The sequence below is a fragment of the Qipengyuania psychrotolerans genome (assembly GCF_019711355.1).
GTDB classification, from domain to species: domain Bacteria; phylum Pseudomonadota; class Alphaproteobacteria; order Sphingomonadales; family Sphingomonadaceae; genus Qipengyuania; species Qipengyuania psychrotolerans.
In genome coordinates this window covers 547911-574598 of the sequence record NZ_CP081297.1, presented here as the reverse complement: position 1 = coordinate 574598, position 26688 = coordinate 547911, and the positions used below count along the sequence as shown (strand labels likewise).

At 61.0% G+C, this 26688-nt stretch carries 26 protein-coding genes; 5 read left to right on the top strand and 21 right to left on the bottom strand.

What is annotated here, in order from left to right:
• Position 1 precedes the first annotated feature (1 nt).
• Genes metC through K3166_RS02745 form a run of 3 tightly spaced genes read right to left on the bottom strand, consistent with a single transcriptional unit; the run spans position 2 to position 3214 of the window.
• Positions 2 to 1213, bottom strand: a complete 1212-nt coding sequence (gene metC / locus K3166_RS02755; RefSeq protein ID WP_221423176.1) for a cystathionine beta-lyase — start codon at positions 1211 to 1213, stop codon at positions 2 to 4.
• Positions 1214 to 1215: 2 nt separating this feature from the next.
• Entirely contained in the window at positions 1216 to 2049 is an 834-nt protein-coding gene (locus K3166_RS02750) for a sulfurtransferase (RefSeq protein WP_221423175.1), read from the bottom strand.
• 37 nt (positions 2050 to 2086) lie between these two features.
• Positions 2087 to 3214 (bottom strand): hypothetical protein, encoded by a 1128-nt coding sequence (locus K3166_RS02745; RefSeq protein WP_221423174.1) that lies wholly within the window; start codon positions 3212 to 3214, stop codon positions 2087 to 2089.
• 103 nt (positions 3215 to 3317) lie between these two features.
• Between K3166_RS02745 and queF the strand changes: the two genes are divergently transcribed.
• Together queF and K3166_RS02735 are read left to right on the top strand one after the other, a co-directional pair.
• Positions 3318 to 3776: a preQ(1) synthase gene (gene queF, locus K3166_RS02740; protein WP_221423173.1), complete on the top strand. Its 459-nt coding sequence runs from the start codon at positions 3318 to 3320 to the stop codon at positions 3774 to 3776.
• 13 nt (positions 3777 to 3789) lie between these two features.
• Positions 3790 to 4584, top strand: a complete 795-nt coding sequence (locus K3166_RS02735; RefSeq protein WP_221423172.1) for a DUF1499 domain-containing protein — start codon at positions 3790 to 3792, stop codon at positions 4582 to 4584.
• On the opposite strand, the gene K3166_RS02730 is transcribed toward K3166_RS02735, so the two are convergent.
• Together K3166_RS02730 and K3166_RS02725 are read right to left on the bottom strand one after the other, a co-directional pair.
• Positions 4574 to 5671, bottom strand: a complete 1098-nt coding sequence (locus K3166_RS02730; RefSeq protein ID WP_221423171.1) for an NAD(P)/FAD-dependent oxidoreductase — start codon at positions 5669 to 5671, stop codon at positions 4574 to 4576. The two genes, K3166_RS02735 and K3166_RS02730, sit on opposite strands and share 11 nt — an antisense overlap.
• 81 nt (positions 5672 to 5752) lie before the next feature.
• A complete protein-coding gene (locus K3166_RS02725; RefSeq protein ID WP_221423931.1) occupies positions 5753 to 6622 on the bottom strand; it encodes an ABC transporter permease in 870 nt (289 codons plus the stop codon).
• Positions 6623 to 6726: 104 nt separating this feature from the next.
• Between K3166_RS02725 and K3166_RS02720 the strand changes: the two genes are divergently transcribed.
• Complete coding sequence (locus tag K3166_RS02720; protein WP_221423170.1) at positions 6727 to 7416, top strand: GcrA family cell cycle regulator; 690 nt, start codon at positions 6727 to 6729, stop codon at positions 7414 to 7416.
• Between the two features lie 180 nt (positions 7417 to 7596).
• Positions 7597 to 8781, top strand: coding sequence for a GGDEF domain-containing protein (locus K3166_RS02715; protein ID WP_221423169.1), 1185 nt, complete (start codon positions 7597 to 7599; stop codon positions 8779 to 8781).
• A 12-nt stretch (positions 8782 to 8793) separates the two neighbouring features.
• On the opposite strand, the gene K3166_RS02710 is transcribed toward K3166_RS02715, so the two are convergent.
• The 8 genes from K3166_RS02710 to K3166_RS02675 all read right to left on the bottom strand — a co-directional run bounded on the left by K3166_RS02710 (position 8794) and on the right by K3166_RS02675 (position 16905).
• Entirely contained in the window at positions 8794 to 9474 is a 681-nt protein-coding gene (locus K3166_RS02710; protein WP_221423168.1) for a spermidine synthase family protein, read from the bottom strand.
• Positions 9474 to 10553, bottom strand: coding sequence for a succinylglutamate desuccinylase/aspartoacylase family protein (locus K3166_RS02705; RefSeq protein WP_221423167.1), 1080 nt, complete (start codon positions 10551 to 10553; stop codon positions 9474 to 9476). The genes K3166_RS02710 and K3166_RS02705 overlap by 1 nt, the downstream gene beginning before the upstream one ends.
• Before the next feature lie 51 nt (positions 10554 to 10604).
• Positions 10605 to 11666: a class I SAM-dependent methyltransferase gene (locus K3166_RS02700; protein ID WP_221423166.1), complete on the bottom strand. Its 1062-nt coding sequence runs from the start codon at positions 11664 to 11666 to the stop codon at positions 10605 to 10607.
• Positions 11667 to 11849: 183 nt separating this feature from the next.
• Positions 11850 to 14153 (bottom strand): polyribonucleotide nucleotidyltransferase, encoded by a 2304-nt coding sequence (gene pnp, locus K3166_RS02695; protein ID WP_221423165.1) that lies wholly within the window; start codon positions 14151 to 14153, stop codon positions 11850 to 11852.
• Between the two features lie 172 nt (positions 14154 to 14325).
• Positions 14326 to 14595, bottom strand: a complete 270-nt coding sequence (gene rpsO / locus K3166_RS02690) for a 30S ribosomal protein S15 (RefSeq protein WP_221423164.1) — start codon at positions 14593 to 14595, stop codon at positions 14326 to 14328.
• Positions 14596 to 14601: 6 nt separating this feature from the next.
• Positions 14602 to 15600: a tRNA pseudouridine(55) synthase TruB gene (gene truB, locus K3166_RS02685; protein ID WP_221423163.1), complete on the bottom strand. Its 999-nt coding sequence runs from the start codon at positions 15598 to 15600 to the stop codon at positions 14602 to 14604.
• Positions 15600 to 16289: a site-2 protease family protein gene (locus K3166_RS02680; RefSeq protein ID WP_221423162.1), complete on the bottom strand. Its 690-nt coding sequence runs from the start codon at positions 16287 to 16289 to the stop codon at positions 15600 to 15602. Before K3166_RS02680 ends, truB begins: the two co-directional genes overlap by 1 nt.
• 37 nt (positions 16290 to 16326) lie before the next feature.
• Entirely contained in the window at positions 16327 to 16905 is a 579-nt protein-coding gene (locus K3166_RS02675; RefSeq protein WP_221423161.1) for a thymidine kinase, read from the bottom strand.
• A 99-nt stretch (positions 16906 to 17004) separates the two neighbouring features.
• Here K3166_RS02675 and K3166_RS02670 point away from each other — a divergent pair, with 99 nt between their 5' ends.
• On the top strand, positions 17005 to 18633 hold the full coding sequence (locus K3166_RS02670) for an AbgT family transporter (protein WP_221423160.1): 1629 nt from the start codon (positions 17005 to 17007) through the stop codon (positions 18631 to 18633).
• A gap of 3 nt (positions 18634 to 18636) precedes the next feature.
• Here K3166_RS02670 and rbfA read toward each other — a convergent pair whose 3' ends face one another.
• The 8 genes from rbfA to K3166_RS02630 form a co-directional block, all read right to left on the bottom strand.
• A complete protein-coding gene (gene rbfA, locus K3166_RS02665; RefSeq protein ID WP_221423159.1) occupies positions 18637 to 19035 on the bottom strand; it encodes a 30S ribosome-binding factor RbfA in 399 nt (132 codons plus the stop codon).
• Positions 19035 to 19460, bottom strand: coding sequence for a PaaI family thioesterase (locus tag K3166_RS02660; protein ID WP_345719137.1), 426 nt, complete (start codon positions 19458 to 19460; stop codon positions 19035 to 19037). Before K3166_RS02660 ends, rbfA begins: the two co-directional genes overlap by 1 nt.
• A complete protein-coding gene (locus tag K3166_RS02655) occupies positions 19457 to 19609 on the bottom strand; it encodes a hypothetical protein (protein WP_221423158.1) in 153 nt (50 codons plus the stop codon). The genes K3166_RS02660 and K3166_RS02655 overlap by 4 nt, the downstream gene beginning before the upstream one ends.
• A complete protein-coding gene (infB, locus tag K3166_RS02650; RefSeq protein ID WP_221423157.1) occupies positions 19609 to 22125 on the bottom strand; it encodes a translation initiation factor IF-2 in 2517 nt (838 codons plus the stop codon). Before infB ends, K3166_RS02655 begins: the two co-directional genes overlap by 1 nt.
• A complete protein-coding gene (locus K3166_RS02645) occupies positions 22122 to 22871 on the bottom strand; it encodes a DUF448 domain-containing protein (protein ID WP_221423156.1) in 750 nt (249 codons plus the stop codon). Before K3166_RS02645 ends, infB begins: the two co-directional genes overlap by 4 nt.
• Positions 22852 to 24519 carry a transcription termination factor NusA gene (gene nusA, locus K3166_RS02640; RefSeq protein WP_221423155.1) on the bottom strand — a complete coding sequence of 556 codons (1668 nt, stop codon included), beginning with the start codon at positions 24517 to 24519 and terminating at the stop codon, positions 22852 to 22854. The genes K3166_RS02645 and nusA overlap by 20 nt, the downstream gene beginning before the upstream one ends.
• Positions 24519 to 25088, bottom strand: a complete 570-nt coding sequence (rimP, locus tag K3166_RS02635) for a ribosome maturation protein RimP (RefSeq protein ID WP_221423154.1) — start codon at positions 25086 to 25088, stop codon at positions 24519 to 24521. Before rimP ends, nusA begins: the two co-directional genes overlap by 1 nt.
• 200 nt (positions 25089 to 25288) lie before the next feature.
• Positions 25289 to 26404, bottom strand: a complete 1116-nt coding sequence (locus K3166_RS02630; protein ID WP_247714702.1) for a S8 family serine peptidase — start codon at positions 26402 to 26404, stop codon at positions 25289 to 25291.
• Positions 26405 to 26688 lie beyond the last annotated feature (284 nt).

The window sequence follows — 26688 nt, the reverse complement described above, 5'->3', positions numbered from 1 at the left end:
TTTATCCTTCATCCATGACGGCAAATGCGGATTCGAGGTCCGCGATCAGGTCATCTGCGTCTTCCAGACCAATCGATAGGCGAATTCCGCAGTCATCGCCAAGCCCCCAGCCCTTTTTGGGCCAATCCATCTTCTGGCGCACTCCGGGAACATCGAATGGCAGCGCCAGGCTTTCAAACCCGCCCCAGCTGTATCCGATGCCGAACAGGTCGAGCGCATCGATCAATCGGCAGCGCGCCGCGTCATCGCGGTTTCTGAGCACGAAGCTGAACAGGCCGCACCCTCCGGTGAAGTCTCGCTGCCACAGGGTATGCCCAGGCGAGCCCGGCAGAACGGGGTAAAGGACGTGTGCAACATCGTCCCGTGCATCCAGCCACCGGGCAGTGGCAAGCGCGCTCGCCGTTTCGCGCTGCAGGCGTACCCCCATCGTCCTGAGGCCGCGCAGGGCGAGAGCGGCATCGTCCGGTGAAACCACGTGGCCGAGCTGCTGGGCGGTGAGGCGCAGTCGGCGATACCACCGCTCGCCAGCGCTGGCCGCGCCCATCATCAGGTCTGAATGCCCGCCGATATGCTTGGTCAGCGCGGTAATCGTGATGTCGCACCCATGCTCAAGCGCATGAAAACCGAGCGAAGTCGCCCAGGTATTGTCCACAAGGCTCACCGCGCCGTGATCTCTGGCAATCTTCGCCAGCGCGGGAATATCGCACATTTCCATGGTCAGGCTGCCGGGGTTTTCCAGCATCACTGCCTTGGTCTTCTCGCAAAACACGTCGGCAAAGCTACCGAGATCGAGCGGATCGAAAAACCGGTGCTCGACGCCGTAGCGTTTCAGCAGACCCATGGCCGTGTTGCGGGTCGGGTCATAGGCGTTGTCGGCAACAAGCAGCACATCCCCTGCCTTCAACACTGCCATGAGGGCGCCAACGATTGCCGCCAGTCCGCTGGGATACAGGACAGTGCCTGCAGCTCCCGGCTCCAGTTCCGTCAGGGCATCGCAAAGCGCCCACTGCGTCGGCGCACCGCGGCGGCCATAGAAGAATGCACCGTCTTCGTTGGCCTTGGTGCCTGCCCGCAATGTGGCGCAATCAGGGTAAAGATGCGTGCTCGCTCGCCAGACGGGCGGATTGACCACCGTATCAGCGAAGTCACCCCTGCGGCCTGTGGTGACCAGCCGCGTACCATCGCCGACCTGCTTGTCCTTGCCCCCCGCCATGATCAGCGCGCCCCTCCGCTTTCCTTCGGCGTCGCAGGATCAGCACCCCAATCCAGCCAGCTGCCATCATAGAGCGCTACGTTTTGTGCACCTGCCAATTCCAGCCCGAACAACAGGACGCATGCGGTCATGCCGCTATTGCAGCTGGTGACGATTGGCCGATCCAGATCGACGCCCGCAGCCTCGAACGTAGCGCGGATTTCTTCTGCCGGACGGTATGTGCCATCTTCCTTGAGCAGCATCCCGAACGGGACATTTGCTGCACCAGGAATGTGCCCTTCGGAGCCGCTACCCTCCTCACCCGCGAACCGCGCTGCGTCGCGGGCGTCGATGACCTGCATGTCCGCTGCATCGATGTTGGCGAGCATGGCCTGCTTGTCCCGCACTTCGCGGCGCATATGCGGTTCCGGGTAGCCGCGCGGCGAGACGCCAGCGTTGCCAGTATCCAGCGCGCGCCCTTCCGACTGCCATTTCGCAAGGCCGCCATCCATGATGGCCACATTCGGCTCGCCCGCATGATCGAACAAGAACCATGCGCGGGCGGCGCTTCTGATCTGGCTGTCATCGTAGAGGACAATCCTGCTGCCTCGCGCAATACCAAGCGCAGCCATGCGTTCGGCAAATTGTTCAGGCGTCGGTATCGCCTTGGGAACCTTGGATCCGGCGTCCACAAAGCTTGCCAGGTCCAGGAAGCGGGCACCGGGCAGGTGTCGTTCTTCATACTCTGCGGCTGCATCGCGCCCGCTCTCGGGCAAATGCATGGTTGCATCGAGAATGACGAGATCGTCTGCGCCGATGCGGGCGGCAACCCATTCGGTCGAAACCAGTTTGTCCATCCCCGTGTGCTAGCGCGGAGGTTCGCCGGTGTCGATGTCAGTCGAGCGCGCGGGCAGCAATGGGCGACCAGGTACGCGGACCCTCGTCGAGCCGGAACGGTGCGACGCGGCCGCCGTCGCCAGTGCCCTGACCCACCACGAAGGTGCGGATGATTGCCTCGTCACCGGCTCCTTCGAGCTTCAGGCGGAGCAGCGGCACCAGCAAGGCCAGTTGACCCTGCCGGATGACACGCGCCTGCCCGAGCGGAAGGATAATCTTGCCCTCGTACCTTACGCTTTGTCCCGGTGCGATGCGGTCGAACATGTGGCGCTGCTCGAGCGCCTGGTCCGCTGTTGCAACCTGTTGCTCCATGGGCAGATCGCCGTGCGCTGAAACCATGTCCGCCGCCAGGGAAACACCGCTTAACGCGGCGGTCGTCCGGTTGATCAGCGTCACACGGTAATCGAGGGTCGCGTTCGCAAACGAGCGTGTCAGCTTGATGGCGTCCGCACTGATCCGAACCCCGCGATCCGCGCCGGCTGCGACGGGCGTTGCGGGAGCTTCCTCGCGGCGCGCAACTGTCGGTCGTTCGATTTTCGGCGGCTCGGCATTCGTCCGGCTTCGGCGCCAAAAGAAGAACAGCGCGCCAAGAGCGGCAAGCAAGCCAAGAGCGCCGGCAATCCAAAGGGAGAAGTCATTAGCCGGAGCCGGTGCTTCGCCTGCAACCTCGGGATCGCCGGGAGCAATTGGTTCAATCGGCGGCACTGTCGCAGTAGGTTGAACGCCATCTTCGGCCGGCAGTGATGCTGGTGCGCCCTGCTCAGGCGATGGGGCCGGTCCCGAATCGCGGATCGGAGCGGTTGCCGCTGCCGATCCCCGCGCGGGGGCAGGCGCGGTGCGGGCAGCCGGATTCGGCGACGGCTCCGCCTCGAAAATTGGGGACGGTGTGATTGTAGGCACCGGAGTCGGCGCAACCGTTGCGGTCGGGGTCGGCGTTTCGGTCGGTATTGCGCGCGGCCGTACAGGGACAGCTCCGCCCTCTACATCGGTGGGACCCTGAACATTCGCGCTCGGCGTCGGAGTGGGTGCAGGCGGAAGCTGGAAATCCTGCGCGCTCTGCGCCGCAAGGGTTGCGGGCGCAGACAGGACGAGTGCAACGAGGGGAAGAGAAATACGCGGAATCATGGGGCAGGTCGATCTGGTCGGGGAGGCGCGCTGAATAGGCGGTGAAGACGCCGCTTCCAAGCCCTGCCTTGCGCCGAAGTGCCATTCACGGCAGATGCGCGGCATGAGCGACACACCGACACCCAAATTCCTCGGCGAGAACAGCCGCCTCCCATCCTCTCCGGAAGAGGCCGAACTCGACTACGTGCCCAATCCGCGCGCGGGCGCTTTATACCTCGTGCGGTTTGCCGCGCCCGAGTTCACGTCTCTATGCCCGGTAACCGGTCAGCCGGACTTTGCGCATCTCGTGATCGACTATGCTCCAGGCGAGACAATAGTCGAATCGAAGAGCCTGAAGCTTTTCCTCGGCTCGTTCCGCAATCACGACGGCTTCCACGAAGATGTTACGGTCGGCATCGGTCAGCGCCTGTTCGATGAAATGAAGCCCAAATGGCTGCGAATTGGCGGATACTGGTATCCGCGCGGCGGCATCCCGATTGACGTATTCTGGCAGAGCGGTGCCCCGCCCGAAGCCTTGTGGCTTCCCGATCAGGGCGTCTCGTCCTATCGTGGCCGCGGATAAGGGAGAATTTCCGATGATTGCGAAGCTACCTAGGATCGCGCTGTGGTTGGCGCTGGCACTTGTTTTATGGTTTGTCGCAGCAGTCTTCGGACCCAAATTCGGAATGATCGACTGGCGTTTCGCACTCGGCATGATGGTGACGGCCTGGGGGCCGATCCTGATCGGGATTGTCGCACTCGTCGCCGTGATCGCGCTTGTCGTGGTCCTCTGGAAGGGACCACGCGGCGAGTGGTGGAAACCGGTTATCGCACTGGCAATTCCGGCAGCCCTGATGGCTGGCCTTGCAAACGTCCGCTCGACGGCCGAAAGCGTGCCGCCCATTCATGATGTGGCGACCGACGTACTTGATCCGCCAGAGTTTACCTCGTGGACGATGGAAAAACGGGCGCAGCTCCAGGCGAATGCGCTCAATGATTACGGGACACCTCTTGGCGAGCTTGAGCCCTGGAAGGAATCATTGGCAGGCGAAGATCTGGCCACGCAGTCCCATGCCGATGTGATCGCCGCCAGCTATCCAGACCTCGCCTCGATCCCCTATTCCGGCGAGCAGAGCGACGCGATGGTTGCCGTTGCGCTGGCGATGGAAGACATCGGCCTCAAAGACGTGACCAGCGATGTCGAGGGCGGCCGCGTCGAAGGCGTCGCAGAGACATTCCTGTTCGGGTTCAAAGACGACGTGGTGGCGCGCGTGGGAGATGGCGAGATCGATCTGCGTTCGGTCAGCCGGGTTGGTCTGTCGGACCTTGGCTATAACGCTGCGCGTCTAAGGAAGCTGTCCGAGGCTATCGAACTGCGCCTCAACGACTAAACCGGTCGATCCACCGCCGGTCGAGCCAGTCCTTGAGCCTGCGAAGCCAGCGCCCCTTGAGGGCGAATGGTCCATAGCTGAGGATCGCCTCGCCGCGGCATGTATTCAGCAGGTAGAAGTTCATGCCGCGCCCCAAATAGGTGCCTCGTACCGGCTTTCCGGCCAGCGCCGCTCTCAAGTTCCGGGCGAGCACCGGTCCGGCGTAAACGGCATGAACACCGGAATGCGGCAGGTCCCGGTCCATCCTACTGGCCGTATCACCCGCGGCGAATACGTGGGGGAGGCCTAGCACGCGCTGGTGTTCGTCGACCTCGATGAAACCCTGCTGGTCGACTGGCAGTCCGCTCGCTTTTGGCCACTCGGCGGCGGCGCTGCCGATTGCTGCTACAATCAGATCGAGCGGTTCCAGCGATCTTTCAGCGGCTCTTAACTCTCCAGCCTCGATCCGGGCATCTTCCTCGAGGATAGTGACGCCCTGCGCTTTTAATTCGCGCCTCGTTTTGCGGCGCACTGCTGGTTCGTGGTCAGGCAACAAGCCGCCCTTCCCCGTGACGATGAGGACCTTTGACGGCCGGTCAAGCGGCGCATTGGCGAAACCGAAAGCAAGTTCGACGCCGCCGGCACCTCCGCCAACAACCACAATCCTGCGCGGCGGTGCGTCGCCGTCACGCAAGTCCCGCCATTTGTCGACGAAGCGGTCGATGGGCCTGATGTCGAGCAGGCGGTCATCCCTGCCCAAAATTCGGGCCGCTCGGCCAGAGCCGCCGATGGCGATGGAACAGATGTCGAAGTTCAGTTCTTCGCCGGTATCGAGGTGAATGACGCGGTTTGCTGCGTCGATCCCGGTCGCTGCGGCCTTGTGCCATTCGAGGCCGCATTGCTCAACCAACGGCTGCAGCGGGATCATCGCCTCGCTGGCGCGGTACTCCCCCGCCAGCCATCCGGGGACCATGCCGGAATAGTGCATGGCCTCGCGCGGTTCGATCAGGACAATTCGGCTACATGGCGCACCATTTTGCCGGACGTCGTCGATGGCACCGAGATGTGCGTGGCCCGCGCCCACGAGAAGGAGCGTCTGCTCACTCATGCAATCGGCCTAGCCGCGTATTCCGAGTTGGCAAAGCTCAAGCAGCGCTCGGCAGGCCACAGTTCGCCAAAAGCCCGCAGGCTAGCTGCGGATTTTCCATCCTGACTTCAGCACCCGGTAAACGATGAATGCCAGGACCAGATTGAATACGCCAAGTCCGATCGCGCTGTTTACGAGAGCCGCGTTGGTATCACCGATATCGCTTTGTCCGAGGAACCCGAATCGGAAGCCGCTGATCACATAGAAAAACGGATTTACCCGGCTGATTGCCTGGAATGCCGGAGCCAGGTTGTCGATCAGGTAGAAAGTACCCGACAGCAGGCTGAGCGGTGCAATCACGAAATTGCTGACAGCAGCATTGTGGTCGAATTTTTCCGACCAGATCGATGCAAGAAGGCCGAGCAATGCCAGCATCGTCGCGCCCATCAGGCCGAACCATATTACCGCCCACCAATGCGCAATGCCCAACTCGACGCCCGGATACAGGGCCATTGCAAGTGCGACGGCGCCGCCCACGAAAATCGCCCGCGTCACGGCAGCGGCCACGATACCGCCCATCAACTCGCCTTCGGAAAGCGGCGGCATGAGCAAGTCGATGATCGTGCCCTGGATCTTGCCCGACAGCAGAGAGAAGCTGGAATTGGCAAACGCATTTTGCATCATGCCCATCACGATCAGGCCCGGTGCAACGAAGGTGGCGAAATTTACGCCCAGCACTTCTCGGCCCTCGCGGCCCAATGCGACGGTGAAAATCACCAGAAAGAGAAAGGTTGAGACGCCTGGAGCCCAAATCGTCTGCGTCTGGACCTTGAGAAACCGGCGAACCTCCTTAATATAGAGACTCCACAGACCCACGCGGTTGATCCCGGTGATGACCGGCTGACCGCGTTCGGGGAAACGACCTTTTTTTCCGGCACTCTCTTCAGTGAAGGAGGCATCGCCATTCGGCATGTCGGAAGAAGCGGGTTGGACTTGATCGGCCATAGGCGTGCGCCTAGGGCCAAGCATCCCGGCTGGCAAGCCGCGCCGGGCCATGTAAGGAATACGGAATAGGTATGAGCTGGACCGACGAACGGATCGCGACGCTGAAGAAAATGTGGGAAGGCGGCTCGACCGCCAGCCAGATCGCCGAAGAACTCGGCGGGGTCAGCCGCAACGCAGTTATCGGCAAGGCGCACCGTCTTGGCCTGAAATCGCGCCCCTCGCCCGTTAAGGCTGGCGAGAAGAAAAAGACTGTCAAACCTGCTGCGCCCGCTCCGAAGCCCGCGCCCAAGAAGGCGGCACCGCGCGTAGTGGCGGCAAGGCCCGCGCCGGCACCAGCCCCTGCACCTGTGGCAAAACCGGCCGCACCTGCTGCCCGGTCAGACAATTCGCCGTCGCAGCCGATGCCAAACAAGAACGCCGACCTGCCGAAGATTGTATCGGTCGGTCCGGGCGGCTTCCTGCGGCAGGGACCCGGCGACCAGCAGCCGCCCATTCCGCCGGCGCCGCCGCGCCGCCTTGTCCCGGCCAAGCCCGATCCGTCGATTGCGGACAAGACCAGCCTGCTCGACCTGTCGGACAAGGTCTGCCGCTGGCCGATGGGTCACCCGGGCGAACCGGATTTCCATTTCTGCGGCACCGCCGTGAACCCCGGCTTCCCCTATTGCGTCGAACATTGCGGCCGGGCTTATCAGGCACAGCTACCCCGCGGTGCGCGCCGTCCCCCTCCGCCCCTTCCATTTGGCGGCCCTCGCGTCCGCTAAGACGATTTGGCACCGGTCGGGAGCGAACTTCTAAACGCTCCCGACTTGTCAAAAACGGTAAATTTCCGCCATTCCTGGCGATATCTTTCCTCCGTAGTTACCATATCGGTTGACCAACCTGTCATTTGTCCATGCGATTACAACATTTGTTGAAATCAAGAGGCAGAGACCGGAAAAATCATGGATTGGGCGAGCGTCTTTCTGGGCGCATTTATCGGGATAGCAGGCGTTTTCGGCATCGCGGCCGTCGCGCTTTACCCGCGTGTCCGCAGCAAGTACCTGCTGTGGACCGCGGCGCGCGTACTGTGCTTCGCGGTCATGGCGGTGATGGTCCTGCCCATGGGCTTGCCGGACACAGTCCTGCCGCTGGAAACCCGCCTTATCATCGGTGAAGTCGCACTCGCCCTGGGGGCGGCGTGTACCGGGCCATTCCTGGCAACCTATATCGAACCACGCATCAGGCTGGGGCGTTTTCGCAGGCACCTGGGCTGGATTTTCATACTTGGCGTACTGGCTGCTGCGGCAACCTGGATTGGCAGCTATTTCCCGGCCGCTCACCAGATGCATGACCTCCTGCTCCTTGTAGTCACGTACCTGCTGGCCGTCGGACTATACGTCGCGCTTCGCGCAGGCAGCCGCGTTGCCCGGTATCAGGCCGTGGCCTGGATGCCCTTGATCGCGATCGGCTTCGTAGCGTTCAGCTATGAGTTCCTGACGCGCGACAGCCTCCCATATTGGCCGTACATCGTGATAGTCGGCCTGGTGCTCGACTTCATCGTTACAGCGACCGGCTTCGCGGACGGTTTTCTGCAGATCAAGCAGGAACGCGACCGCGCGGTGGCCAGCGTGATGGCCGCTGAACAGATGACGCAGACCGATCCGTTGACCAACATCGCAAACCGCCGCGGTCTCGAGCAGCATTTCGAACGCAATGGACGTGACCGTCCGGCCGGCATTGCCCTCATCGATTGCGATCACTTCAAGCGGATCAACGACAGTTTCGGCCATGACATGGGCGACCGCGTGCTTGTCGCACTGGCGCAGTCACTCAAGGGCGACGACCTGTTTGTCGCACGGCTTGGCGGGGAGGAGTTCATCCTGCTCATCTATAGCGATGATTGGCAGAGCAAGGCCGAGGCAGCGCGGCGGCGGATGACGCAGGCCGTGCGCGTAGAGGTCCCGGAACTGCAACATACTGTTACCGCCAGTGCCGGACTTACCGCGATTGCGCCGACCGACACTCTTTCGTGTGCCATGAAGCGTGCCGACCAAGCGCTTTACGCGGCAAAGGAAGCGGGCCGCAATCGCAGCCTTGCGCTCACGGAATTCCGTTCGGACAACACGCCGCTCACTGCGGTTGCCTGAGGCCCCGGCCAGTCAGCGTTTGCGGGCGAACCAGATACTATGACGCGGACCCTTGTTGTTGGGCCGAGCGCGAACGATCCGCTCGTCCACGACATAGCCGGCCTCTTTCAAACGTTTCGAAAAACGGTGGTCGGGTGCCGCCGACCATACAGCCAGCACCCCGCCCGGTTTCAGCGCGTCACGCGCCTTGCCTAGGCCGGTGGTGGAATAGAGCCGTTGATTGCCGTCGCGCACGATGCCGTCCGGACCATTGTCCACGTCGAGCAGGATCGCGTCCCACTTGGCACAGGTGCCGTCATTGGCATCATCGATCAGCGCCGCAACGTCGCAGATAACGATCTCGCCGCGTGGATCTTTGAGGGTGTCTCCGGTCAGTTCGGCAAGAGGACCTTCAGCCCACTCGAGGATTTCCGGCACGACCTCCGCTACCACGACGCGCCCATTTTCAGGCAGGTGCCGAAGGGCTGACCGATAAGTGAAGCCCATGCCGTAGCCACCGATGAGGATGTTTGGCGCAGGCTCTTCCAGTTCCGCAATCGTCAATTCCGCGAGCTGTTCCTCGCTGAACTGCATTCGTGTTCCCATCAGCTCGTCGCGGCCGAGCATGATGATGAAATCGCGACCGTGGCTGATGAGGGTTAATTCCTCGCCGTTCGGTATTTGTGCGGTGTCTATGGTTTCGCGGGGCAGCATTACATTATCTCGTCTTCGTCAAACAGCGGGTCGTCATAGGCGGCTTCTTCAATGGCCGAAAGGCGTGCGTCAGCGGTACCGGGCACCCTGACGCGCGCGATGTGCATCAGGGCATCGCCCTGGTTCACGACCGGCATCACGCTGCGTCCGATGATCACACCCGTCAGCGAGGCCAGCACCGCGGTATCGTAATCGCCGAACGGATCACTGATATAGCCGATCTGTTCCCCTTCCAGAACCATCGTGCCCGTATTGCGAATTGAGCGGAAAATACCGCCTTGTTCTGCCCGTACCCACCTGCTGCTGTCACACCGCAGGCCCGACGCGACCGGTGGCGGCTGCTTGCGCACGCCCATGCCGAGATGCGCCATCACCCGCAATATACCCCTCACGCCAACCCGGATGGCATATTCGTCAAATCGCAGCGCTTCGCCCGATTCCATGAGCAGCATCGTGCAATTGTTCTCGTCCGCCGTTTGCCGGAGGGACCCGGGCCTGAGAGGGGAAGTAATGATCGCCGGCGCACCGAAAATATCTGCCAATTCGGACGCTTGCTCGTTACCCGGGCTATAGCGAATCTGGGGCAGGTTTTCGCGGTTCATACCTGCCGAATGTAGGTCGATCCCGTAATCGCTTCGCTTGATGATCTCCTCGGTGAAAACCTGCGCGAGCTGCGATGCCAGCGAACCTTTCGGAGTGCCGGGGAATACGCGGTTGAGATCGCGCCCGTCCGGCAGGTAACGGCTATGCGATGTGAAGCCATAGGCATTGACCACCGGGATACACAGCAACGTGCCCGCCAGCCGCTTGATCGAGATGACTTTCAGCAATCGGCGTATCATCTCCACGCCAACGATTTCGTTGCCGTGGACAGCCGCGCTTACGAACAGGGTAGGTCCGGGCTTTGCACCATGCAGAACGCGCACGGGCATGGTGATTTCGGTACGCGTGGAGAGGCGGCTGATCGGCAGGTCGATCGTCTTGCTTGTACCTGCCGGCACTTCTTCACCGCCCAGAGAAAAGGGCGCGCGGCTCTTGCTGCGCTTGCGCGGCACATCGCCAGCCTGATTGTCCACCATCAAAATTCCTTTTCAGGCCGTTCGATAGCCGCAATCAGCGCGCCGGGATAGTTAAGCCGTCACCTCCAGCACCATATTCGTGGGTGTCTCCGAAGCGCGGCGCACATTGCCGAAGCCGGCCTCGTTCAGAACCTCGGTCAGGCGTTTCTGGCCCGCTTGTGCGCCCAGCCCCAGACCAACGTCCTGCGCCAGAGATGCAGGTGTGCACACGGTGGTCGAGAATGCGTAGAAGATCTGGCCCAGCGGATGCATGTTTTCCACCATGCTATCTCCGGCCATGGGTTCGACCAGCATGAAGGTGCCATCATCCTTCAAGGTCTCGCAGATATGTCCCGCAGCACCGACCGGATCGCCCATATCGTGCAGCGCATCGAAAATGCAGGCGAAATCATAGTCGTCACCCGGATAATTCTGCGCGCTGGCAACTTGAAACTGGACGTTTTCTACCCCGGCGGCCTTTGCCTTGCGCCGCGCTTCCTCGATGGAGGGCTCGTGGAAATCGAAGCCGTAAACCGTCGAATTGGGATAGGCTTCCGCCATCAGGATCGCCGAGGAACCGTGGCCGCAGCCGATATCTGCAATCTTGGCGCCTGACCTCAGCTTGTCTTCCACGCCATCAAGGGCGGGAATCCATTCACTGGTCAGGCTTGCCGCGTAGCCGGGACGGAAGAACCTGTCAGTGCCGCAGAAACAGCATTCGCTCTGGTCGCTCCAGGGGCGTCCTTCGCCGCTCTTGAAGGTTTTGACTGCCTTTTCGTGGCTTTCGTATTGCGAAACGACGGCTTGGATGAACCCCTGCATGCAGGCTGGTTGGCCCTCGCGTGTGAAGATCAGTGCCTGTTCCGGACTGATCGAAAAGGTTTCGTCTTCCGCGTGGAAATTGACGTATCCGGCCGCGCTGACCGAACCAAGCCATTGGTGCAGGTATTTTTCATTCATGCCCGTGTGCTCGGCAAGCTGGGCCACAGATACGCGCCCCATTTCGTCCAGCGCTTCGAACACGCCGGTCTGATCGCCCAAGTAGGCCATGTAGAGGCTGAGCGCCCCGGCAACGTCGCCAATCACCTTACCGGCCAGTTCTTCAACCTTGGCCATATCGATCTCTTCGCTCATCTTCACTCTCCCTCTTGAGGTTAAGCGACCCAGCGACACCGGTTTAGAATTGTCGTGCTACGGCGACTCGCGCGTTGTGCTGCGAATTTCGCCTTGGGTGCATAGTAGCACATGCGATTGGCATACGAAAAAGGGGCCAAGGGATTACTCCCTCGGCCCCTCTATCAGTTGGCTAAAGCCAGATCAGTCCTTGAGGAAATCCGGAACGTGGGCTTCACCGCCCCCGTCCGTGTTTCCGCCGCCTTCACGGCGCGGACCACGATCACCGCCGCCACGCGGGCCGCGGCCACCGCGGCGATCACCGCCGCCGCCGCCGCCACGTGGGCCACGGTCACCGCGGTCACCGCGCGGCTTGCTTTCGCGCGGCGGACGGGTGTCTTCGAGTTCTTCGCCAGTTTCCTGGTCGACGACGCGCATCGACAGGCGCACCTTGCCGCGCTGGTCGATTTCGAGAACCTTGACCTTAACTTCCTGGCCTTCCGACACGACGTCGGTCGGCTTTTCTACGCGCTCGTTCTTCATTTCGGACACGTGGACGAGACCGTCCTTGCCGCCCATGAAGTTCACGAATGCGCCGAAGTCGACGATGTTCACGACCTTGCCGTTGTAGACCTTGCCGACTTCGGCTTCTTCCACAATGCCTTCGATCCATGCACGTGCTGCGGCGATTTCGTCGGCGTTCGAGGAGCTGATCTTGATCACGCCTTCGTCGTCGATGTCGACCTTCGCACCGGTTTCCGCGACGATTTCGCGGATGACCTTGCCGCCGGTACCGATGATGTCACGGATCTTCGACTTGTCGATCTGCATCGTTTCGATACGCGGAGCATGCTTGGACACTTCACCGCGAGCGCCCGAAAGCGCCTTGGTCATTTCACCCAGGATGTGTGCACGGCCTTCGCTGGCCTGCGCCAGTGCGGTCTTCATGATCTCCTGCGTGATGCCGGCGACCTTGATGTCCATCTGAAGCGAGGTGATGCCCTTTTCCGAACCGGCAACCTTGAAGTCCATGTCGCCGAGGTGATCTTCGTCACCAAGGATGTCCGACAGAACCGCGAAGTCATCACCTTCAAGGATGAGGCCCATGGCAATACCCGAAACCGGACGTTCGATCGGAACGCCGGCGTCCATCATGGACAGACAGCCACCGCAGACAGTCGCCATCGAGGACGAGCCGTTGGACTCGGTGATGTCCGACAGGATGCGGATGGTGTACGGGAAGTCTTCATGGGCGGGCAGCACCGGGTGCAGCGCGCGCCATGCCAGCTTACCGTGACCGGTTTCGCGGCGGCTGGTGAAGCCGAAACGGCCAACTTCACCGACCGAATACGGCGGGAAGTTATAGTGCAGCATGAAGTGATTGTACGACAGGCCTTCGAGGCCGTCGATCATCTGTTCTGCGTCCTTGGTGCCCAGCGTAGTGGTGCAGATCGCCTGCGTTTCACCGCGGGTAAACAGCGCCGAACCGTGGGTACGGGGCAGAAGGCCGACCATGGCTTCGATCGAGCGAACCTGATCCAGCTTACGGCCGTCGATACGCTGGCCGTCCTTGAGGATGGCACCGCGAACGATTTCAGCTTCCAGCTTCTTGACCGCCTTGTTGGCGACCATCTGCGTCTGGCCTTCTTCGTCAGCGAAAGCTTCCTTGGCCTTGGCACGTGCCAGGTTGAGCGCGTCCGAACGGGCCGACTTGTCGGTCAGCTTGTAAGCAGCAGCGATGTCGTCACCTACGATGCCGCGAAGCTTTTCCTTGATTGCCGAGGTATCGTCCGAAGTATCGACTTCCCAAGGTTCCTTGGCAGCCTGTTCAGCGAGATCGATGATCGCACCGATGACCTTGCGGCTTTCTTCGTGTGCAAACAAGACGGCGCCGAGCATTTCTTCTTCGGTCAGCTCCTTGGCTTCCGATTCAACCATCATCACCGCGTCTTGCGTTGCGGCCACGACGAGGTCGAGACGGCCATCTTCACCCAGGGCATCGTTGATGCTCGGGTTGAGGATGTATTCGCCATCGTTCGAGAAGCCGACACGCGCTGCGCCGATCGGACCCATGAAGGGCAGACCGGAAATGGTCAGGGCAGCAGATGCTGCAACCATGGCGACGATATCGGGTTCGGTTTCGCCGTCATACGACAGGACCTGGCAGATTACGTTGATTTCGTTGTAGAAACCTTCGGGGAACAGCGGGCGCACCGGACGGTCGATGAGGCGGCTGGTCAGCGTTTCCTTCTCCGTGGCGCGGCCTTCGCGCTTGAAGAAGCCGCCCGGGATACGGCCCGCGGACGAGAATTTTTCCTGGTAGTGGACGGTCAGCGGGAAGAAGTCCTGGCCTTCGCGAACACTCTTGGCGGCGGTCACGGCGCACAGCACCACGGTTTCGCCATAGGTGGCCAGTACGGCGCCGTCAGCTTGACGGGCGATCTGACCGGTTTCGAGGGTGAGGGTTTTGCCGCCCCACTCCAGCGATACGGTTTTCTTATCGAACATGTATTTTCCTTATGAACCCGCGCGGCCATATTGCGGTGCGGGGCCTACTTTTCCGGGTGTATCGTCCCGGTCCGGTGGGGCGTATATCTGCCCCGATGCCGGTCACCTGCGCCGAATTGCGCAGACGCCGGATAGAAAGAAGGGCGACCTTTTGGCCGCCCCTCTGAAACTCTTATTTACGAAGACCCAGCTTCGCGATCAGGGCGTTGTAACGCTCGACATCAATCTTCTTGAGATAGGCGAGCAGATTACGACGCTTGTTGACCATCATCAGAAGGCCGCGACGCGAGTGGTTGTCTTTGTGATTGGCTTTGAAGTGATCCGTCAGGTTGCGGATACGTTCGGTCAGGATCGCAACCTGGACTTCGGGGGAACCGGTGTCGCCCTCGGTCTGTGCGTTGTCCTTGATAACTTCTTGCTTCTTCTCAGCGGTAATCGTCATGCATTTTTACTCCGCGACATCCGGTAAGTTAAAACCCCGGACGACTTTCGCCGTCCCTCCGGTGAGTTCCATCAGCGCGAGCGGAGTGTCACCCAGCTTCGCGAAATAGAGCCCGTCGGTTTGGGGCATGTCCGACAGTACCCGGCCCTGGCGGACCGCCTGCGCGCTGTCGGGATCGAGGGATAGAGCCGGGATGTCGTCCAGCCCCGCCTCTAGCGGCAGGAGTAGGTGTTCAAGACGCGCGCCCTTAGCGATTTCCTCTAGCTTGTCCAGTGAAATCGCGTGATCCTGATGGAACGGACCGGCCTTGATACGCCTGAGATAGGTAACGTGACCGAAGGTTCCAAGCGCGCGTGCGATGTCCCGTGCAAGAGACCGGATATAGGTGCCCTTGGAGACATGAGCGGTCAGCGTTACGGCATCGGCCAGCTCGAGCGGCGCCCCGGGGTCGTAGGGGTCCGGACGGCCCGAAGTTGTCTGGAAAGCCGAACGAAGCTCGGGATCTAAGCGATTGCCCTGCATTTCGAGGGAATGGACCGTAACCTCGCGGGTCTTCATCTCGACCTCTTCCCCTGCACGCGCCAGATCGTAGGCGCGCTTGCCGTCGATCTTGAGCGCCGAGTACTTGGGCGGGATCTGCTCTATCAGGCCGGTGAAATGTTCGAGCACGCCAGCGATGGCCGCCATCGGTGGCCGCCGGTCACTGTGCTGAGTCACCTCGCCTTCGGTATCGAGCGTGTCGGTTTCCTCGCCGAACTGTATCGTGAAATCATAGATCTTGCTCGCATCCAGCATACGCCCCGCCAGCTTGGTCGCTTCTCCCAGCGCAATGGGGAGCACGCCTTCTGCCAATGGGTCCAGCGTACCGCCGTGCCCGACCTTGGTCTTGGCATAGCCGCCCTGGCGCAGCACGCGCTTCACCATGCCCACGGCCTGCGTCGACCCTAGCCCGCGCGGCTTGTCGAGCACGAGCCAACCGTGCGGTGCAGGCTTCTTGTCGTCCATCAGGAAACGAAACCTGCGATGCCGTCGGCCACTGAGAAGAACAACCCGCTCATCCATGTCACCGGCGGCAGGATCGTGTTCTCGATCCAGCGGGCGTTCGGGAATGCCCAGGTGGCCGCAATCAGCACGACCAAGAGCAACATGCCCAGCGCCTGCAGTTGCTGCCATTGCTTCGCCCAGCGCCTCGGCAACAAGCCGCCGACGATATGGGAGCCGTCGAATGGCGGTATCGGCAACAGGTTGAAGAAGGCGAGGAACGCGTTGATGAGGATGAACGCGCCAAAGGCTGTCATTGCGAATTCCGGCAGCTGGGTGCCCCAATTCATGGCCAGGCCGGACGCAAGGCCGACCAGCACTGCGCCGATAAAAGCGAGCAGGATATTCGTCCCCGGCCCCGCTGCGGCCACGGCCATCATACCGTAGCGCGGGTTATTCAGCCTGCGCGCATTGACCGGTACCGGCTTGGCCCAGCCGAAAATCGGCCCGCCCATCAGGGCAAGGGCCCCCGGCACCAACAGCGTTCCCACCGGGTCAACATGCTTTATCGGGTTCAGTGTGAGCCGCCCCAAATCGCGGGCGGTAGTGTCCCCGAGCATGAGCGCCACCCAGCCATGCGCCACCTCATGAAAGACGATTGCGATAACAAGGCAAGGTATCAGGATGACCGCGAGAGCGAGAGTTTCTGTCATTTTCGCTAGATAGGTAGCCGGGAGGGCCCTTGCATCCCTATTGCGCCAATGCGGCAGAGAAATGCTTGCGGCACATGGCCACGTAGCGGTCATTGCCCCCGATTTCGGTCTGGGCACCCTCTCTCACGGCCTTGCCGCTTTCATCGACACGCAGGTTCATCGTGGCCTTGCGGCCGCAGTCGCACACCGCCTTCATCTCGACCAGCTTGTCCGCAATACCCAGCAGGGTCGCAGAACCGGGGAACAGTTCGCCCTGAAAGTCAGTCCTCAGCCCGTAGCAGAGCACCGGAATGCCCGCTTCATCCGCCAGCTTGGCGAGTTGCCAGACCTGCTGACTGGTCAGGAACTGCGCCTCGTCCACCAGCACGCAGGCCAGCGGGGTTTCCGAGTGCTCGGCCAGAACGTGACCGGCGATATCGGTATCTCGCTCAAACCGGTTGGCATCGCTCGCCAGCCCGATCCGGCTCGATATGGCGCCAAACCCGGCACGATCATCAAGCGCTGCGGTCCACAGCGATACGCGCATGCCGCGCTCGCCGTAATTGAATGCCGTTTGCAGGAGAGTGGAACTTTTTCCCGCGTTCATACTGGCATAATAGAAATAGAGCTTGGCCATCAACGCCTCCTACCTCTAAGCGCATGACCTGTTAAGCGCAGCGACAGTGCTTGCTGGGGAAGATAGCGAGCGCGGCGACAAAGGGAGAGTTGCAAAGCGATGGCACAGGCTGAAACAGCACCGGCACAGAACGGCGGCATTCTTGGATGGGTCGAACGTACGGGCAACAAATTGCCCGATCCGGTCTTCATCTTTTTCTACCTGATCATCGCATTGGTCGTTGTTTCGATCATCTCCGCCATGGCTGGCGTATCCGCGCTGCATCCCACCGAAGTCGATCAGAGCACTGGCGCCGCGATGCAAATCGATGCGGTCAGCCTGTTGTCGGCAGAAAACATCCAGCGGCTATGGGTCGAAATGCCCAAGACTTTCACGCACTTCCACCCGCTCGGCTACGTGCTGGTGGTGATGCTTGGCGCAGGCGTCGCTGAACGTTCGGGCTTCTTTGCGGCCGGAATGGCCTCCGCGGTCAAAAGCGCTCCCAAGGCATTGCTGACCCCGGTCGTCGCGCTGGTCGCGATGCTCGGCAACCATGCAGCCGATGCCGGTTATGTCGTCCTGATCCCGCTGGCGGGCATTCTGTTCGCCGCTGCCGGACGTCACCCGCTTGCAGGTATTGCAGCGGCCTTTGCCGGCGTGTCCGGCGGCTTCTCCGCCAATATCTCCCCTGGCCAGCTCGACGCCTTGCTGTTCGGCATCACGGAAGAAGCAGTGGGTGCCAGCGCGCTCGATCCTGTCTGGACCGCGAATATCGCGGGCAATTGGTATTTCATCAGTGCGATGACCCTCGTCTTCCTGCCGATCATCTGGTTCGTCACGGACAAGATCATCGAACCGCGCCTGGGGACCTGGACCGGCGGCGCTTCGGCTGCTGCCGGCGGCGAAGATCTCAGTCCCGATCCAGCGGGCGAAACTGGCCCACTGGCCGCCAAGGGACTGCGTCATGCAGGCTTGGCCGCATTGTTGGTGGTCGGCCTTTGGGCGCTCATGGTATTTGCACCGGGCACTCCGCTGATCGACGAAGCGGCCTGCGAAGCTGTTCCGGCGAGCGATTGTTCCATCCACGCGCAGCTTCGCCCGTTCTACCAATCGCTGGTAGCGGCGTTTTTCCTGCTCTTCCTGCTTACAGGGTGGGCCTATGGCCGGGCGACAGGCGCAATCAAGAGCCACCGCGACCTCGTCGACATGATGGCCGAAAGCATGAAGGACATGGGATATTACCTCGTCCTTGCCTTTGCCGCGGCGCACTTCGTGGCGATGTTCGGTTGGTCCAATCTTGGCCTGATCACCGCCGTACACGGAGCAGCAGGGATCGAGTCCACCGGATTGCCCCTGCCATTGGTGCTGGGCCTGATGGTGCTGTTCACGGCACTGCTCAACCTGTTCGTGGGATCGGCCAGCGCGAAATGGGCGCTCCTGGCGCCGATCCTCGTACCGATGCTCATGCTGCTGGGCATCAGCCCGGAAGGCGCCACGGCGGCCTACCGCGTCGGTGACAGTGCCACCAACATCATCACGCCGCTGATGGTCTATTTCCCGCTGATCCTTGTCTTCGCGCAGCGCTGGAAGAAGGATTTCGGTCTCGGCAGCCTCACCGCGATGATGCTGCCCTATTCGGTATGGCTGCTGGTATCGGGCACGATCCTGATCGTGCTCTGGTTCTATCTCGGCATCCCGCTCGGTCCGGATGCGCCGGTCGGCTACACGATGCCAGGTGCTACGGCCTAAAGGCTACTCGTCGTCCCCGAGGTCGCGCGCGACCTTGGGGTCGGAGAGCAGCTGCTCGATCCGGTCGGCTTCGTCGAAGCTTTCATCGGGTTTGAAGGCAAGCTTGGGCGCGAATTTCAGGCCGAGGCGTTTGGCGACTTCCTTCTGGAAGAAAGCAGTATTCGTGCGCAGCGCCTTCAATACCGCCTCTTCGTCCTGACCGAGTAGCGGCTTCACATAGGCCTTGGCGTTGCGAAGGTCCGGCGTCATCCGAACCTCCGTTACCGCGATATTCGAAGCGCGCAGCACATCGTCATGCGCCTCGCCGCGCGCGAGCAGTTCCGACAGGATATGCCGGACACGCTCGCCCACCTTGAGGACGCGGACGGACTGTTGTTCGCGAGTGGAATCGTTACGGGCCATCAGGCTTCTCCTGTGGGGCGCGGTGTGGGAATTGCAGTGCTGGTCGAGCGCGCGAGCAGGTTTCCAAGCTCGTCGAACAATTCGCCTTCGAGAAAAATAACGCGTCTTCCTCGGCGGATGACCCGTCCTTTACCGACCAAGGGCCCGGCCAAGACGGGCCGCAGCAAAGTCAGCGAGATTTCCAGGTTCAGCGGTGCTTCTGCGTGGTCGGTCGCCCAGACATGCGCCCACCCCATCACCTCGTCGAGAAACCCGGCGACCAATCCACCCTGCACGCTGCCGCGCGGGGTGATGAAGCTGTCGGGCGCAATGAAACGGAGCGTGATTTCCTCACGCTCCGCATCGAAGCTTTCGAAAGCGACGCCCATGAGATCGGCATGGGCGGCGCCTTCGTTATGTGGTCGTTTATTCGTGACTAGGCTCACAGCGTGCGATCACGCTCCAAGGCTCTGGCAATTCGCTCCATGCTTTCGCTTTGCTTGGCGATGTTGCGAGCCATTCCAGAGAACACGATCAAGACATAGATCATGACCGCCAACTGAAGTCCCGCTGCAATCATCAAGAATGGGGACATCACAAAGTCCTTTCACGTTCCTCAATTTCGAACACTTCAAGCTGGTCGCCCGGTTTGATGTCGTTCGTGTCGGCGAGGACCACACCGCATTCCAGACCGGTGCGGACTTCGTCCACATCGTCCTTGAAGCGGCGCAGCGAGGCGATGGTCGTGGCCGAGACAATGACGTCGTCGCGCGTGAGGCGTGCGTGCAGCCCCTTGCGGATAACGCCTTCTTCGACCAGCAGACCCGCGGCCTTGTCCTTCTTGCCCGAACGGAACACATCCTTGACGGCAGCACGGCCCACGACGTGTTCGATCCGCTCCGGACCAAGCTCGCCAGCCATTTCCTTCGCGATCTCTTCGGTCAGGTGATAGATGACGTCGTAATATTTCATCTCGACGCCGTCACGCTTCACCAGTTCGCGCGCCTTGGCGTTCGGACGAACATTGAAGCCGATGATCGGCGCACCCGATGCCGCAGCCAGCGAAACGTCGCTTTCAGTGATCGCGCCAACGCCGGCGTGAAGCACGCGCACCTTGATGAGATCATTCGAAAGGTTGTGGAGCGCGGTATTGATCGCTTCCACCGAACCCTGAACATCGGCCTTCACCACGACAGGGAATTCGACCACGTCGGACGCAATGTTGTTGAACATCGTATCGAAATTGGTCGGTGCCAGCGCAGTGCGCTTTTCGGTCGCCTTTTCCTGGCGATACTGAGCGACTTCGCGGGCGCGCTGTTCGTTTTCGACAACGGCCAGCACATCGCCTGCCCTGGGAACGCCGCCCAGACCCAGAACTTCGACCGGCATCGCGGGGCCGGCTTCCTTGATCTGCTTGCCTTGGTCGTTGACGATCGCGCGGACGCGGCCGCTCTGGGTGCCAACCACGAAGGTATCGCCGCGCTTCAATGTACCGCGCGTGATGAGCACAGTTGCAACCGGGCCGCGGCCCTTGTCGAGTTGTGCCTCGATCACTCTTGCCTCGGCCATGCGATCGGGGCGTGCTTTCAGTTCAAGCAATTCGGCCTGTAGAGCGATTTTCTCGAGTAGCTCGTCCAGATTGGTCTTCTCCTTGGCGGAGATTTCCACATCCTGCACATCGCCCGACATCGATTCCACGATCACCTCGTGTTCGAGCAAGCGGGTGCGGATATTGTCCGGATTGGCTTCCGGCTTGTCCATCTTGTTGATCGCAACGATCATCGGGACACCGGCAGCCTTGGTGTGGTTGATGGCCTCGATCGTCTGCGGCATGATGCCGTCATCGGCGGCCACGACGAGTACCACGATATCGGTCACGTTCGCGCCGCGCTGACGCATTTCGGTAAAGGCGGCGTGGCCAGGCGTATCGAGGAAGGTGATCTTCTGACCGTCCTTCGTCGTGACCTGGTAGCTGCCGATATGCTGCGTGATACCGCCAGCTTCGCCGCGGGTCACATTCGTGCCGCGCAGCGCATCCAGCAGGCTGGTCTTGCCGTGGTCGACATGGCCCATGATCGTCACGACCGGAGGACGCGGCTTGAGCGTTTCTTCCGGATCTTGATCTTCCGCTGTGTCGATGTCGACATCAGCTTCGGACACGCGTTCGATGTTGTGACCGAACTGGTCGACCAGCAGCTCTGCAGTGTCCTGGTCGATCGTCTGGTTGACGGTGACCATCATGTCGAGATTGAAGAGTTCCTTGACGAGGTCTGCGCCCTTCTCGCCCATACGCTTGGCCAATTCGCCAACCGTGATCGCTTCGGGGACGATAACGTCGCGAACCTGCTTTTCGCGCGGCTTGCTGGAGCCACCGCCCTGCATGCGGCGTTCCTTTTCGCGCGCCCGCTTAAGGGCGGCGAGGCTGCGTGCACGGCGACCTTCGTCTTCGTTCAAGGCCTTGTTGACCGTCAGCTTGCCAGCACGGCGCTTGTCCGGTTGCTCGACGGTACGAGCGGGCTTTTCTTCTTTTTTCTTGCGTTCCGGCTTCTTGATCTCGGGACGCTTGACCGGCGTGAACTTGCGACCGGCCGGAGCCGGAGCTGCTACGTCAGCGGGTGCCTCAGCGACCGGTTCCGCGGGCGCTTCTTCAACAGGTGCTGGCTTGGCTTCTTCTTCAGCCTTCTTCTCGGCCTTTTCTTCGGCCTTGCGGTTATCTTCGGCGCGCTGTTTTTCGTCGATGGCAGCCTTCTTGGCGGCTGCATCGTCGCGCTTACGCGCATCTTCGGCGAGCTTCAGACGAGCTTCCTCGGCTTCGCGCTGGAGACGAGCGACACGTTCCTGCGGAGTTTCGGCAGCCGGAGAAGGCTTCTTGGGCGCAGCCTTCTTGGCCACAGGCGCGGGTGCAGGAGCCGGTTCGGCAACCGGTTCAGGCACAGGTGCCGGCGGCGGAGGCGGCGGCGTTTCGCCCGGCTTTACGAGCTTACGGCGGCGCTTCACCTCGACCGCAACCTTATTGGTGCGGCCGTGGCTGAAGGTTTGCTTGACCTCGCCCGGCTGAGCACCCTTGAGGGTCAGCGGTTTACGGGCAGGTTTCTTTTCGTCGTCGCTCATTCTTGCTCGTTTCTCTTCTTCGTATCGTTCAAATCGTCATCGGCGCGCGGCATCGTGCGCCCATTGTCGGTCGGGATATCGTGCCCGAGGTAATGCATGAGGCGCACCAAGGGCTTGAGAACCCTTGCGGCCGCGGCATCGCCGGCCAGCGCCAGATGGACGACATTGTCGCGGCCCAATGCCACAGACAGTGCGTCACGGTCCAGTGGGAGTATCCACCCACGCATTCCGGAACCTTCCGCTTCACTGCCGACGCGCCAGGCCTGATCGAGCTTCTTGCGCCCGTCTTCGCTGGAATCGCTGGCGTGAAGCAGGAGCGCAACGCCCCCGCTCCGTGCCGTTTCGGCGATGCGCTGCGTCCCTAACATAAGCGCTCCGACGCGCATTTCGAGACCCAGGCGGTCAAGAAATACCCTGGTCAAAGCGTCCTGGATCTTTTCCGGCAAGTTCGCTGGAATTTCCAGATCACTCGTTTTGAACGCGCGTGACAGCGCGCCCTTGAGCTTACCGTTGGCCAGCGCCTCCTCGATGAGGGCGCGCTCGCTCGTTACCCAGGCGCCTCTGCCCGGCGCCTTTTCCTGCGCATCGGGCAGGACAAGTCCGGACGGCGAGACGGCGAGACGGACCAGCGCAGCGCGTGGACCGGTGTCTCCCGAAAGAATGCAGCGCCTCTCGGGCTCCGGTTTACGGGGCCGCGAGACTTCAGCGATGTCGGACGTCAGGCTCTCATTGGGTGGAGTCCGCATCGGCGGCCTCCTGCGTGTCGGTCGTCTCGGCGGCTGCCGGAGCTTCCTCTTCGTCTTCGAACCAATGCGCGCGGGCAGCCATGATGATTTCGTTGCCCTGCTCTTCAGTCAGGCCGAATTCGCCCAGAACGCCGCCCTTGTCCTGCTCGCGCTGCGGACGATCGCTGCGCATCGGCGGGCCGTCGGGATTGTTGTTCCGGCGGCGCGGTGCTTCGCGCTTCTTGGCAATCAGTTCGTCGGTCGCAAGGTCGGCAAGATCGTCGAGCGTCTTGATGCCGGCCTTGCCCAGCGTGACCAGCATCGCTTCACTCAGGTGAGGCAATTCGGCAAGCGCGTCTTCGACACCCAGTTCGCGGCGCACTTCACGGTGCCCGGCTTCCTGACGGTCGAGCGCTTCCTTGGCGCGGTTCTGGAGTTCTTCAGCGAGGTCTTCGTCGAAGCCTTCGATGCTGGCGAGTTCGGCCAGCTCGACATAGGCAACTTCTTCGAGATCGGCGAAACCTTCGGCAACCAGCAGCTGCGAAAGCGTTTCATCGACGTCCAGTTCGCTTTCGAACGTGTTCGAACGCTCGGCGAATTCCTTCTGGCGCTTCTCCGAGGCTTCCTCCTCGGTCATGATATCGATCTGGTTGCCCGTCAGCTGGCTGGCGAGGCGCACGTTCTGGCCGCGGCGACCGATGGCGAGCGAGAGCTGGTCGTCTGGGACGACCACTTCGATGCGGCCATCTTCTTCGTCGAGGACAACGCGGCTGACCGTTGCGGGCTGAAGCGCGTTCACGATGAAGGTTGCGCCGTCATCGCTCCACGGGATGATGTCGATCTTTTCGCCCTGCAATTCCTGCACGACAGCCTGGACACGGCTACCCTTCATACCGACACAGGCACCGACCGGGTCAATGCTGCTGTCGTGGCTGATTACGCCGATCTTGGCGCGGCTACCCGGGTCACGGGCAGCAGCCTTGATTTCGATAATGCCGTCGTAAATTTCCGGCACTTCCTGCGCGAACAGCTTGCGCATGAAGTCGGGGTGCGCACGGCTGAGGAAAATCTGCGGACCGCGATTGTTGCGCTCCACCTTGGTGATCAGCGCGCGGACACGCTCGCCCACTCGGGCTGCTTCACGCGGGATCTGCTGATCGCGGCGGATGACGCCCTCGGCGCGGCCGAGGTTGACGATCACGTGGCCGAATTCGACCGACTTGATGACGCCAGTGATGACTTCGCCAGCGCGGTCCTTGAATTCTTCGAACTGACGCTCACGCTCGGCATCGCGGACCTTCTGGAAGATCACCTGCTTAGCGCTTTGCGCGTCGATGCGGCCAAGGTCGACCGGCGGCAGCGGATCGACGATGAAGTCGCCAATCTTGGCGTCCTTCTCGAGCTTCTGCGCAGCCTTCAGATCGACCTGCTTGAAATAGTCTTCGACTTCCTCGACGACTTCCACGACGCGCCACAGGCGAAGATCGCCGGTCTGCGGGTCGAGCTTGGCACGAATATCGTTTTCCGCACCATAACGGTTACGGGCAGACTTCTGGATCGCCTCTTCCATCGCTTCGATCACGATGGATTTGTCGATCATTTTTTCCGTTGCAACCGCATTGGCGATTGCGAGGAGTTCAGCCTTGTTGGCGGAAATGGCACTGGCCATCAGTCGTCTGCCTTTTCTTCGGTGTCTTCTAGGACTTCCTCGGCGCCATCGGCATCGAGGGGTTGAGTTGCGGCGATAAGCTCGTCGGTGAGAACCAGCTTGGCCGAATGGATCAGGTTGCGCGGAAAGGAAAGCTCTCCGGCTTTGTTATCGTCGACAGTGACCATGTCGTCATCGTCGAGGCCAACGATGGGGCCGCGAAGATTGCGGTGCCCGTGGACTTTCTCGGTCAGGGAGATCTTGGCTTCGTGCCCTGCCCAATTGGCAAAGTCCTTGGCCCGGGTAAGCGGGCGATCAATGCCGGGGCTGGAAACTTCGAGATGATAGGCACCGGGAACGAGCACAGTGCCTTCTTCTTCGAGCGCATCGAGGCGTTCCGAAACACGGCGCGAAAGCGCGGCGCATTGTTCGATCACCAGCTGTCCGGTTGCCGGGTCTTCTGCCATGATCTGAAGGGCCTGTCCGCCATCACCGGCTTCAGACTGCACCATCTTTACGCGCACAAGTTCGAATCCGAGCGCTTTGGCTTCGGGTTCGATAATATCGTTCAAGCGTGCCAGATCGGCCATTCGGTCTCCAGTTTACTCGATCGCCGCGACAGGCTGATTGCTCATAAGAGTTTGTGGCCGGCCCCTTGCAGCGCCAGCCCCACAGTGTCGCGACAATGTCGGGATGGCGGCTAGTTAGGCGCGCAAGCCGAGAAAATCAAGCAGCAAAGAAAAAGGGCCCGGCAGATTGCCGAGCCCTCTTCATTACCTAGGCGCCAACCTTACTGGACAACGCCGATTGTGTCGGGATTGCCATCCGGATCGCCGTTGACGTTGCCGCCATTACCGACATTGCCCTGAAGCAGGATACCAGCAAGATGCGGGGTCGCCATCGAAGTGCCGCTGATGGTGTTGTAGCCGCTGCCGGTCCAAGTCGATTTGATCGACGAACCCGGCTCCGCGAAATCTACCGGCGGATTGCCGTAGTTCGAGAAGCTCGACCAGTTGTCGCCGATTGCAAACGACGAGACGGTGTAAACGTTGTTCCCGTTTGCACGTGCGGGCGAGTGGTTGTTCGCGTTGTCACGCTCGTTACCTGCGGCAAGAGCGAAACGAACGCCGCCCGAAGCTGCATTCACAACTGCCTGGTCAAGCGCAGTGCTGACACCGCCGCCGAGGCTCATGTTGGCGACGTCACCAGGGCGGCCATACTGTGCGACATAGTCAACACCGGCAATTACGCCCGAGTTCGAACCCGAGCCGCGGCGGTCGAGAACGCGAATTGCGACAACGGGAGCGCCCGGTGCCACGCCGATTACGCCGATGTTGTTATCGATGGCAGCGATAGTGCCTGCAACGTGGGTTCCGTGGCCATTCTGGTCACCAGCATCGCCGCGAACGAAGCTTGCCGAACGGGCAATGTCGACGTTGAGATCGGGGTGGTCGAGCTGGACACCACTGTCGATGACCCAAGCGGTTGCGAAATTGCCAGGCGCGCCGCCGTTAACGCGGGCGATACCCCAAGGCGTTTCCTGCGGAGGCTGCGCACCGCCGCCACCGCCGGGCTTGGCCTTGCCGCGCGACTGAATGGCGGTAACCACTTGGTCCTGTTCGCAGTAGGCAATGTTCTTGTTGTTCTTCTGCATATTGGCAATCGCCTGCGGCGCAGCGTTTACCGCGAAACCTTTCAGGGCCACCGAATAAACATGCTTGATCTGCGCCTGGCTCGCCTGGGCAGCGCGATTGGCTTCTGCTTTCGCATTGCCGCGCGATACCGAACCGTCGAATACGCAAATGTAGCTGTTGGCAATCTTCTCACCAGCCTGCTGGGCCTGAGCTGGCGCAGCGATTGCCAGCATCGGAAGCGCCGCAAGAACGGCCAAGGTTTTAGCTTTCATGGAAATACCCTCCAGTTGTCCATTCGGACTAATTATTCAGTGGCGCGCGACCCGCGCTGAACTGATGGGAGGGTTGTAAGACAGCAATTGCGGCTGTCGAGTAGGTCATTGATAACAAAGAAGGTAAATACTGGGTTTTCAGACGAATTGTTGCAATTTAGAGACGAATTGAGTTTCGATTTACTTAGGCCGAGAAATGCCATCGCTAAGGCTAAGCCTTGCGTGAAATATAACTGCAGAATTCACTATAAAATCGCTCGAACTAAGATGAATTTTACATCGAG

What these genes read in the sequence shown, in the direction of transcription:
- K3166_RS02725 (WP_221423931.1), bottom strand. Translation starts at nt 6,622, where the DNA reads ATGCCGAATGGCGATGCCTCCTTCACTGAAGAGAGTGCCGGAAAAAAA.
- rimP (WP_221423154.1), bottom strand. Translation starts at nt 25,088, where the DNA reads ATGGCCGATCTGGCACGCTTGAACGATATTATCGAACCCGAAGCCAAA.
- K3166_RS02670 (WP_221423160.1), top strand. Translation starts at nt 17,005, where the DNA reads ATGGCACAGGCTGAAACAGCACCGGCACAGAACGGCGGCATTCTTGGA.
- K3166_RS02720 (WP_221423170.1), top strand. Translation starts at nt 6,727, where the DNA reads ATGAGCTGGACCGACGAACGGATCGCGACGCTGAAGAAAATGTGGGAA.
- rpsO (WP_221423164.1), bottom strand. Translation starts at nt 14,595, where the DNA reads ATGACGATTACCGCTGAGAAGAAGCAAGAAGTTATCAAGGACAACGCA.
- K3166_RS02630 (WP_247714702.1), bottom strand. Translation starts at nt 26,404, where the DNA reads ATGAAAGCTAAAACCTTGGCCGTTCTTGCGGCGCTTCCGATGCTGGCA.
- nusA (WP_221423155.1), bottom strand. Translation starts at nt 24,519, where the DNA reads ATGGCCAGTGCCATTTCCGCCAACAAGGCTGAACTCCTCGCAATCGCC.
- truB (WP_221423163.1), bottom strand. Translation starts at nt 15,600, where the DNA reads ATGGACGACAAGAAGCCTGCACCGCACGGTTGGCTCGTGCTCGACAAG.
- K3166_RS02715 (WP_221423169.1), top strand. Translation starts at nt 7,597, where the DNA reads ATGGATTGGGCGAGCGTCTTTCTGGGCGCATTTATCGGGATAGCAGGC.
- K3166_RS02645 (WP_221423156.1), bottom strand. Translation starts at nt 22,871, where the DNA reads ATGCGGACTCCACCCAATGAGAGCCTGACGTCCGACATCGCTGAAGTC.
- K3166_RS02700 (WP_221423166.1), bottom strand. Translation starts at nt 11,666, where the DNA reads ATGAGCGAAGAGATCGATATGGCCAAGGTTGAAGAACTGGCCGGTAAG.
- K3166_RS02750 (WP_221423175.1), bottom strand. Translation starts at nt 2,049, where the DNA reads ATGGACAAACTGGTTTCGACCGAATGGGTTGCCGCCCGCATCGGCGCA.
- K3166_RS02730 (WP_221423171.1), bottom strand. Translation starts at nt 5,671, where the DNA reads ATGAGTGAGCAGACGCTCCTTCTCGTGGGCGCGGGCCACGCACATCTC.
- pnp (WP_221423165.1), bottom strand. Translation starts at nt 14,153, where the DNA reads ATGTTCGATAAGAAAACCGTATCGCTGGAGTGGGGCGGCAAAACCCTC.
- K3166_RS02675 (WP_221423161.1), bottom strand. Translation starts at nt 16,905, where the DNA reads ATGGCCAAGCTCTATTTCTATTATGCCAGTATGAACGCGGGAAAAAGT.
- K3166_RS02680 (WP_221423162.1), bottom strand. Translation starts at nt 16,289, where the DNA reads ATGACAGAAACTCTCGCTCTCGCGGTCATCCTGATACCTTGCCTTGTT.
- metC (WP_221423176.1), bottom strand. Translation starts at nt 1,213, where the DNA reads ATGGCGGGGGGCAAGGACAAGCAGGTCGGCGATGGTACGCGGCTGGTC.
- K3166_RS02655 (WP_221423158.1), bottom strand. Translation starts at nt 19,609, where the DNA reads ATGTCCCCATTCTTGATGATTGCAGCGGGACTTCAGTTGGCGGTCATG.
- K3166_RS02745 (WP_221423174.1), bottom strand. Translation starts at nt 3,214, where the DNA reads ATGATTCCGCGTATTTCTCTTCCCCTCGTTGCACTCGTCCTGTCTGCG.
- rbfA (WP_221423159.1), bottom strand. Translation starts at nt 19,035, where the DNA reads ATGGCCCGTAACGATTCCACTCGCGAACAACAGTCCGTCCGCGTCCTC.
- K3166_RS02710 (WP_221423168.1), bottom strand. Translation starts at nt 9,474, where the DNA reads ATGCTGCCCCGCGAAACCATAGACACCGCACAAATACCGAACGGCGAG.
- infB (WP_221423157.1), bottom strand. Translation starts at nt 22,125, where the DNA reads ATGAGCGACGACGAAAAGAAACCTGCCCGTAAACCGCTGACCCTCAAG.
- K3166_RS02735 (WP_221423172.1), top strand. Translation starts at nt 3,790, where the DNA reads ATGATTGCGAAGCTACCTAGGATCGCGCTGTGGTTGGCGCTGGCACTT.
- K3166_RS02705 (WP_221423167.1), bottom strand. Translation starts at nt 10,553, where the DNA reads ATGGTGGACAATCAGGCTGGCGATGTGCCGCGCAAGCGCAGCAAGAGC.
- queF (WP_221423173.1), top strand. Translation starts at nt 3,318, where the DNA reads ATGAGCGACACACCGACACCCAAATTCCTCGGCGAGAACAGCCGCCTC.